7 protein-coding genes and 1 tRNA gene are annotated in these 6,568 nt (G+C 60.7%); 2 read left to right on the top strand and 6 right to left on the bottom strand.

The features are described 5' to 3' along the window. Positions 1-97 precede the first annotated feature (97 nt). The 6 genes from OC610_RS18395 to queA all read right to left on the bottom strand — a co-directional run bounded on the left by OC610_RS18395 (position 98) and on the right by queA (position 6,178). On the bottom strand, positions 98-646 hold the full coding sequence (locus OC610_RS18395; protein ID WP_258631175.1) for a glycine zipper 2TM domain-containing protein: 549 nt from the start codon (positions 644-646) through the stop codon (positions 98-100). 117 nt (positions 647-763) lie between these two features. After that, complete coding sequence (gene secF, locus OC610_RS18390; RefSeq protein WP_264429648.1) at positions 764-1,678, bottom strand: protein translocase subunit SecF; 915 nt, start codon at positions 1,676-1,678, stop codon at positions 764-766. Positions 1,679-1,687: 9 nt separating this feature from the next. After that, positions 1,688-3,556, bottom strand: coding sequence for a protein translocase subunit SecD (gene secD, locus OC610_RS18385; protein ID WP_264429646.1), 1,869 nt, complete (start codon positions 3,554-3,556; stop codon positions 1,688-1,690). Between the two features lie 63 nt (positions 3,557-3,619). Beyond that, positions 3,620-3,955, bottom strand: coding sequence for a preprotein translocase subunit YajC (gene yajC / locus OC610_RS18380; protein WP_264429644.1), 336 nt, complete (start codon positions 3,953-3,955; stop codon positions 3,620-3,622). A gap of 43 nt (positions 3,956-3,998) precedes the next feature. Then, complete coding sequence (gene tgt, locus OC610_RS18375) at positions 3,999-5,114, bottom strand: tRNA guanosine(34) transglycosylase Tgt (RefSeq protein WP_181288045.1); 1,116 nt, start codon at positions 5,112-5,114, stop codon at positions 3,999-4,001. Between the two features lie 14 nt (positions 5,115-5,128). Then, positions 5,129-6,178, bottom strand: a complete 1,050-nt coding sequence (gene queA / locus OC610_RS18370) for a tRNA preQ1(34) S-adenosylmethionine ribosyltransferase-isomerase QueA (RefSeq protein ID WP_264429643.1) — start codon at positions 6,176-6,178, stop codon at positions 5,129-5,131. A gap of 108 nt (positions 6,179-6,286) precedes the next feature. Between queA and OC610_RS18365 the strand changes: the two genes are divergently transcribed. After that, positions 6,287-6,371: transfer RNA gene (locus OC610_RS18365), tRNA-Leu, on the top strand. A 15-nt stretch (positions 6,372-6,386) separates the two neighbouring features. Continuing rightward, positions 6,387-6,568, top strand: a 182-nt coding sequence (locus tag OC610_RS18360) for a hypothetical protein (protein ID WP_264429641.1), incomplete at its 3' end; no start/stop codon positions are given.

The raw sequence follows: 6,568 nt of genomic DNA, 5'->3' as shown, positions 1-6,568 counted from the left end.
TTCGCGAGCAAGCTCGCTCCCACAGGGGGGTCGGGGTGGCGCGTGAACTGTGGGCATGAAAAAGCACCCCGAAGGGTGCTTTTTCATTGCGGCTGGATCACTGCGCCGGTTGGTTCTGGCCCAGGATCAGTTGGCCTTCCTTGCTGACCGGGATCTGGTTGCCCGGGTCGCGGTCCATGCGGACTTTGCCTTCCTTGCCGTCGAGCATGTAGCGAACGTCGTAGCCTACAACCTTGTCGCTGATGTCATTGACCGTGTTGCAGCGAGTCTGGGTGGTGGTGTAGGTGTCGCGTTCCTGCATGCCTTCCTGGATCTTGTTACCGGCATAACCGCCGCCGGCCGCACCGGCCACGGTGGCGATCTTCTTGCCGGTGCCGCCGCCGATCTGGTTGCCCAACAGGCCACCGGCCACGGCGCCGAGCACGGTGCCGGCGATCTGGTGCTGGTCCTGGACTGGCTTCTGCCGAGTCACGGTGACGTCCTTGCACACTTCACGCGGAGTCTTGATCTGGGTCTTGACCGGTTCCACGGCCAATACTTGCGCATACTCAGGGCCACTTTTTACCAAGCTGTAGGTGGCGACCGCACCACCGGCTGTTACACCGACAGCACCCAATACCGCACCAACCAGCATCGATTTGTTCACTTGAACCTCCTGACCATCACAAGCGGAATAATCCGCGCTTCTCCCAGCCTTGGAGCATAAAAAAAGGCGCGAGTTCAACTCGCGCCTTTTCAGCGGTGACGGACGGAAAACCGAGCCTTATGGGCGGTCGTCCACCTCGGTCTCCACGGCTGCAGGAGGAATCAGGTCCTCGCTGTTCAGGTTCAGCCAGATCAACACCACGTTGGCGATGTAGATCGACGAGTACGTACCCGCCAGCACGCCGATGAACAGCGCGATGGAGAAACCGAACAGGTTGTCGCCACCGAAGAACAGCAGCGCAGCAATCGCCAGCAACGTGGAGATCGACGTCGCCATGGTCCGCAGCAGGGTCTGGGTGGTCGAGATGTTGATGTTCTCGATCAAGGACGCCTTGCGCAGCACACGGAAGTTCTCACGCACCCGGTCGAACACCACGATGGTGTCGTTGAGCGAGTAACCGATGATCGCCAGCACCGCCGCCAGCACCGTCAGGTCGAAGGTGATCTGGAAGAACGACAGGATGCCCACGGTCACGATCACGTCGTGGATCAGTGAGACAATCGCGCCCACCGCGAACTTCCACTGGAAGCGGAAAGCCAGGTAGATCAGGATGCCGCCCAGCGCCATCAGCATGCCGAGGCCGCCCTGGTCGCGCAGTTCTTCACCCACCTGCGGACCGACGAACTCGACGCGCTTGACCTGCGCCGGGTTATCGCCGCCAGCCTTCTGCAAGGCCTCGGCCACCTGGTGACCCAGTTGCGGGTCTTCACCCGGCATGCGCACCAGCAAGTCAGTCGTGGCGCCAAAGCTCTGCACGATGGCGTCGCTGTAGCCCGAGCTCGCCAGTTGCTCACGCACCTTGGTGACGTCGGCCGGACGCTCGTAGGTCAGCTCGATGAGCGTACCGCCGGTGAAGTCCAGGCCGTAGTTCAGGCCCTTGGTGGCCCAGCTGAACAACGCCAGGACCGTAAGGAACAATGTGACGCCGAACGCAATGTTGCGAACGCCCATGAAGTTGATTGTACGTAACATGGCAGCCCCTTAAATCCACAACTTCTTGAAGTCACGACCGCCAAAGATCAGGTTGACCATTGCGCGGGTCACCATGATGGCTGTGAACATCGAGGTAAAGATCCCGAGGGACATGGTCACTGCGAAGCCCTTGACCGGGCCGGTGCCCATGGCGAAGAGAATCCCGCCGACCAGCAACGTGGTCAGGTTGGCGTCGAGGATCGCAGTGAATGCCCGGCCGAAGCCTTCGTTGATTGCCCGCTGGATGGTCATGCCCGCGGCGATCTCTTCACGTATCCGCGAGAAGATCAGCACGTTGGCGTCCACCGCCATACCCATGGTCAACACGATACCGGCGATACCCGGCAGGGTCAGCGTAGCGCCCAGCAACGACATCAAGGCCAGCAGCATCACCATGTTCACCGCCAGCGCGACGGTGGCGATGATGCCGAAGAAGCGGTAGATGGCGATGATGAACAGCGACACGAACAGCATGCCCCACAGGGAAGCGTTGATGCCCTTGGTGATGTTGTCGGCACCCAGGCTCGGGCCGATGGTGCGTTCTTCAGCGAAGTACATCGGTGCGGCCAGGCCACCGGCACGCAGCAGCAGGGCCAGTTCCGAGGATTCGCCCTGGCCGTTCAGGCCGGTGATGCGGAACTGGCTGCCCAGTGGCGACTGGATGGTCGCCAGGCTGATGATCTTCTTCTCTTCCTTGAAAGTCTGGACCGGTACGTCTTTCTCGACGCCGTTGACGACCTGCTTGGTGTAGGTGGTGGTCGGCTTCTGCTCGATGAAGATCACCGCCATGCTGCGACCGACGTTACTGCGCGTGGCGCGGTTCATCAGTTCGCCGCCGTGGCCATCCAGGCGGATGTTCACTTGTGGACGACCTTGCTCATCGAAGCCGGCCTTGGCGTCGGTCACCTGGTCACCGGTGATGATCAGGCCACGCTCGATCTGCGCCGCCGGGCGATTGCCCTCGCGGAACTCGAAGCTTTCGGAAGTCGCCTTGGACGCACCCGGCTCAGCGGCCAGGCGGAATTCCAGGTTGGCGGTCTTGCCGAGGATACGCTTGGCTTCGGCCGTGTCCTGCACGCCTGGCAGCTCAACCACGATGCGGTTGGCGCCCTGGCGCTGCACGATCGGCTCGGCCACACCCAGCTCGTTGACGCGGTTACGCACCGTGGTCAAGTTCTGCTTGATGGAGTATTCGCGGATTTCCGCCAGCTTGGCCGGGGTCATCGCCAGACGCAGCACCGGTTGGCCATTGAGATCGGCCGGTACAATGTCGAAATCGTTGAAGCTCTTGCGGATCAGTGCACGGGCCTGCTCGCGGGTGTCTTCATCGCTGAAGCCCAGCTGGATGGCAGCATCGGCTGGCGGCAGGCTGCGATAACGCACGCGCTCTTTGCGCAGCAGGCTCTTGACGTCGCCTTCGTAGACTTTCATCCGCGCATCAAGGGCTTTTTCCATGTCCACTTCCAGCAGGAAGTGCACACCGCCGGACAAGTCCAGGCCCAGCTTCATCGGGTGGGCGCCGAGCTTGCGCAGCCATTGCGGGGTGGTCTGGGCCAGGTTCAGGGCTACAACGTAGTCGTCGCCCAACGCTTTGCGCACCACGTCCTTGGCTGGCAGTTGGTCTTCAGCCTTGACCAGTCGCAACAGGCCGCCCTTGCCGTTTTCGACGATGGACGCAGCCTTGACTTCGATGTTGGACGCCTTGAGCGCAGCGCTCGCACGGTCCAGATCGGCCTGGGTGACCTGCAGCGCAGTGCTTGCGCCACTGACCTGAATGGCCGGGTCATCCGGGTAAAGATTGGGAGCGGAATAAATCAGACCGACCGCCAGCACCGCCAGGATCAGTAGGTATTTCCACAGAGGGTATTTGTTCAGCATCACGCCGCCCGCTTATGACGCGGGGCGCCTTGCGCGCCCCGTCGATTGAATTGAAGTTGTTACTTAGATCGCTTTCAGCGTGCCTTTTGGCAGCGTGGCCGCGATAGCGCCCTTCTGGAACTTCATTTCAACAGTGTCGGACACTTCCAGTACCACGAAGTCATCGGCCACTTTGGTGATCTTGCCAGCGATGCCGCCGGTGGTGACCACTTCGTCGCCCTTGGCCAGGTTGCTGAGCAGGTTTTTCTGCTCCTTGGCGCGCTTGGCCTGTGGACGCCAGATCATCAGGTAGAAAATGACCAGGAAGCCGACCAGGAAAATCCACTCGAAACCGCCACCCATAGGCGCGGCTGCGGGTGCAGCGGCATCAGCCATGGCGTTAGAGATAAAAAAGCTCATTTAGCACTCCAGTTGCAAGTATTGAATCTTAGGATCGGAAAACTCAGTCCAAAGGCGGAACAGGCAACCCGCGCTTGGCATAGAAGGCCTCGACAAAGGCGGCCAATGTACCCTGTTGGATAGCCTCGCGCAAACCAGCCATAAGCACCTGATAATGGCGCAAATTGTGGATGGTATTGAGCATACTGCCGAGCATTTCGCCGCACTTGTCCAAATGATGCAGATAAGCGCGGGAGAAGTTCTGGCAGGTATAGCAATCACACGTCGGATCGAGCGGCGAATCATCATGGCGATGGAACGCGTTACGGATCTTCAGCACACCGGTGTCGATGAACAGATGCCCATTGCGGGCATTACGGGTTGGCATCACGCAATCGAACATGTCCACCCCGCGGCGCACACCCTCAACCAGATCTTCCGGTTTGCCAACGCCCATAAGGTAACGAGGTTTGTCAGCGGGCATTTCGCCCGGCAGGTAATCAAGCACCTTGATCATCTCGTGCTTCGGTTCGCCCACCGACAGGCCGCCAATCGCCAGGCCGTCAAAACCAATCTTGTCCAGGCCTTCCAGCGAGCGCATGCGCAGGTCGCGGTGCATGCCGCCCTGCACGATCCCAAACAGCGCAGCCGTGTTGTCGCCATGGGCATTCTTCGAACGCTGGGCCCAACGCAACGACAGCTCCATGGACACCCGCGCCACGTCTTCATCGGCCGGGTACGGCGTGCATTCGTCGAAGATCATCACGATGTCCGAGCCCAGGTCGCGCTGCACCTGCATCGACTCTTCCGGCCCCATGAACACCTTGGAACCGTCCACCGGAGAAGCGAAGGTCACGCCCTCCTCCTTGATCTTGCGCATCGCACCGAGGCTGAACACCTGGAAGCCGCCGGAGTCGGTCAGGATCGGGCCTTTCCACTGCATGAAATCGTGCAGGTCGCCGTGGGCCTTGATCACTTCCATGCCCGGGCGCAGCCACAGGTGGAAGGTGTTGCCGAGGATGATCTCCGCGCCAATCGCCTCGATGTCACGCGGCAACATGCCCTTGACCGTGCCGTAGGTGCCCACCGGCATGAACGCAGGGGTTTCCACGGTTCCGCGGGGGAAGGTCAGGCGTCCGCGACGAGCCTTGCCATCGGTGGCAAGCAACTCGAAGGACATGCGACAAGTGCGACTCATACGGTTTCCTCGGGCCCGCGTGGCGCGGGGTTACGGGTGATGAACATCGCATCACCGTAGCTGAAAAAGCGGTACCCATGCTCGACGGCGGCCTTGTAGGCGGCCATGGCTTCGGGATAACCGGCGAACGCCGAAACCAGCATCAACAGCGTGGACTCGGGCAAATGAAAGTTGGTGACCAGGGCATCGACCACATGAAACGGCCGGCCCGGGTAGATAAAGATATCGGTGTCGCCACTGAACGGCTTGAGCACGCCATCGCGCGCGGCGCTTTCCAGGGAGCGCACGCTGGTCGTCCCCACCGCCACCACCCGCCCACCGCGGGCGCGACAGGCCGCCACGGCATCGACGACTTCCTGGCTCACTTCGAGCCATTCGTTGTGCATGTGGTGATCTTCGATCCGCTCGACGCGCACCGGCTGGAACGTGCCCGCGCCGACGTGCAGCGTGACGAACGCCGTCTCCACGCCCTTGGCGGCAATCGCCTCCAGCAACGGCTGATCAAAATGCAGCCCCGCCGTCGGCGCCGCCACCGCCCCCAGGTGCTCCGCGTAGACGGTCTGATAACGCTCGCGGTCCGAACCTTCGTCCGGGCGGTCTATATAAGGAGGCAACGGCATGTGCCCGACACGGTCGAGCAGCGGCAACACCTCTTCGGCGAACTCCAGCTCGAACAACGCATCATGCCGAGCCACCATCACCGCCTCACCGCCGCCGTCGACCAAGATCGACGAACCGGGCTTGGGCGACTTGCTCGACCGCACATGGGCCAGCACGCGATGACTGTCCAGCACCCGCTCCACCAGAATCTCCAGCTTGCCACCGGAGGCCTTCTGGCCAAACAACCGCGCCGGAATCACCCGGGTATTGTTGAACACCATCAAATCGCCCGGGCGCAAATGCTCGAGCAAATCAGTGAATTGACGGTGAGCCATGGCACCGCTGACCCCGTCCAGGGTCAACAGTCGACTGGCGCGACGCTCGGCCAGCGGGTGGCGAGCGATCAGCGAATCCGGGAGTTCGAAAGTAAAGTCAGCAACACGCATGATGGGGTTCGTCTAGCAGGGCCGGAAAGTCTAGCGGAAATATTAAAAATTCACCATGAAACGTGATTGACCAACGGTAGGCACCTCTCTATACTTCGCCGCCATTGAGCCCTGATGGCGGAATTGGTAGACGCGGCGGATTCAAAATCCGTTTTCGAAAGGAGTGGGAGTTCGAGTCTCCCTCGGGGCACCATCTTAAAGAAAGACCTTGAAATTCAAGGTCTTTTTTTTCGTCTGTAGGAAAGTGGCTTGGCCGCGAGCAACGCAGATCTCATCTGACGGCGATCCCTTTTGTGGCGAGGGGATTCATCCCCGCTGGGCTGCAAAGCAGCCCCCAAATGCCAGCCCAATGACGAGGAAGAACCTGCGGCAAGAAAGAACCGGTGCCAG

The organism is Pseudomonas agronomica, from assembly GCF_025917275.1.
GTDB lineage: Bacteria > Pseudomonadota > Gammaproteobacteria > Pseudomonadales > Pseudomonadaceae > Aquipseudomonas > Aquipseudomonas agronomica.
Note: the sequence above shows the minus strand (reverse complement) of the source record. Positions and strands in the feature narration are given on the sequence as shown.